The following is a 2,286-nucleotide window of genomic DNA, read 5'->3' on the forward strand; positions in this document are numbered from 1 at the left end:
TCTATGGAAACGGCCTTCGCCTGGAGGTCGCCGCGCGTGATCGAGGCGGTAGCCGCCTTGATGGCGACCTGGGGCGCCGCCCCGGTCTTCGAGAAGGCGATCGTGCCGCGCACGTCGCCTTCCGCCTTTTCCAGCGCCAGCGCGGCGAGCGGCCCGATGTCGGGCAGGTCGAGCGAGATGGTGCCTTCGGGCACGAACTTGTCGTCCAGTGCCAGATCGCCTGAAATCCTGTTCTTGCCCAGCGACAGGAGCAGGCCATTGATGGCGCTCTTGCCGTTCGCCGTTGCCAGCACGGCGCTCCCCTGCAGCGCCTGGCCGGCGACATTGCCGGTAAGCTGGACATTGGCCGCCGGATTGGCGGCGTCCGCCTTGCCGGTGGCGGTGAGCTTCAATCCGGTTATCTCGCGAGATGCAACCGAGAGCTTGTCGCTGTTGATGGTAAGCGACAGGTCGGGCGCCATGGCCGGCCCTTGCGCGCTCAGCGCGAAAGCGATGGCGCCCGTGGCGTCCTTCGACAATCGCGAGATGTCGCTCAGCGCACCCCTGATGTCGGCGGCCACCTTGTTGTCGGCAAGGCTTGCCTGCCCCTCGGCGCTCAGCGGGCCCGAAGTGAGCTTCAATCCACCTATGTTGAGATTGCCGCTGGGCTCGCGCTTCAGCGTGGCGCTTATCTGGGCGCGGTCGCCAAGCAAGCCGCGTGCCGCCGCCGGCAAGGCCGACGATGGCGCATCCGCCTTCAGGTTGAGGTCGATGGCACCGTCACGCAGCAATACCTGGCCGGCGACCTGGCTGCTGAGCGCATCGCTTTTCAGCGTGCCGCTGTCGATGGCGACGGCGTCGGCGCTCAGCCGGGCGTTGAGCGCGGCCGTGACCTTGCCCGCGATGAGCGGCGCGATCGTTGGATTGTCGAGCCCAACCTTGTCCACCGACACCGTTCCGGAAACCGGCCCGGCGCGATTCCTGAGATCGAACGCATCCGAGTGCAGAGTGAGCGTAAGTCCGTCAACCTTCGCCGGGCTGGTGACGATCGAGGGCAGGATCGCGGAAAGGTCCAGCCGGGCATGCGTGCTTTCGCCCCCAATTTTGGCCGACACTGACCGGACCTCGATCTTGACCGGGCTCTCGTTGCTTCCAACCGTCAGCGGCAGGCTGGGGCCGGACGAGGTCAGATCGATCGCGAAATCGCTGGCCCCGTTCGGGTTGATGGTTCCGGCGGCCTGGCCGGAGACCTTGTCGCCGGAGAGGGTAGCATGGTCGAGGACGACGCCACCGGCAATCGTGTAGCTGCCGGCCGCATCGACGGCGAGTGGTCCGAGCCCTGCCTCTCGGGTCTGACTGGTCTCGGCGCCGGCCAGCTTCGCGTTGAACCGGATGTCGGGAGCGGCCGGCGCTCCGCTCACTTCAGCGATACCGTCAAGCGTGCCCGCGGCATCCAGGCCAGGCGAAAACGCATTGGCAAGGGCGGCAGGCAAAGCGGAGACCTGCGCCGCCAGATCGAGCGTCTCGCCGGCGCTGCCCGACAGCGCCACCCGGCCGCCGCCAACGTCGAGCGCCAGCCTGTCGATATTGGCCGTGCCGTTGGCGATGGACAGTGCCGACGGCTCGGCAATCGCCGCCTTGATGCCGCGAACGGTGGCTTGGCCCGAAGCAATCTCCACGCTGGTGGTGCCCTCGGCAATCTTAACCCGGCCGGCAGCGGTCGCAGGAATGCCCGCGATCGTGGCGCCGCCAGTGAAATTGGTCCAGTCGCCGTCGCGCTTGAGGTCGACGCCGATGGCGCCGATTTCGGTGCTTCCCGAAGTGACCGCATCAGCCTTGATGGTGCCCGACATCGCCGGCGCCTTGAGATAATTGGCGACCAGCGCATTGATGGCGATCGCCTTGGCAGTCACCTCGCCACGCGCGACCGATGTGCTCTTGGCATCTATGGCAATGGAGGGTGCGTCGCCGTCCTTGGCAAAGAGGAAGGTGCCGTTGATGTCGCCGGTCACCGCCTGGCCGGCGAGCGCGGCCAACTGGTCGATTGCCGGTGCGGCGAGCGTCAGCGTGCCCAGGGGCATGAACTTGTCGTCGAGCGCCAGGTCGCCCGAGACCTTGTTATCGCCCAGCGAGACCAGGAAGCCGTTGATCGAGCGCTTGCCCTCGCTGGTCACCAGGGCCGCCTTGATGTCGAGCGGCTGGTCGTTGACGGCGCCGGTCAGCGAGACGTTGGCGGAAGGGTTCGTTATGTCGGCCTTGCCGCTCGCGGTCAGCTTGATGGCCTTCACCGTGCGGCCCGAAGCGGTC

Annotated in this window: 1 pseudogene; it reads right to left on the reverse strand. The window is 66.9% G+C overall.

What is annotated here, in order from left to right:
- Positions 1–2,286, reverse strand: a pseudogene (locus EOA36_RS33650) (translocation/assembly module TamB); the annotation flags it as partial.

Source organism: Mesorhizobium sp. M8A.F.Ca.ET.021.01.1.1 (assembly GCF_003998025.1).
Taxonomy (GTDB): domain Bacteria; phylum Pseudomonadota; class Alphaproteobacteria; order Rhizobiales; family Rhizobiaceae; genus Mesorhizobium.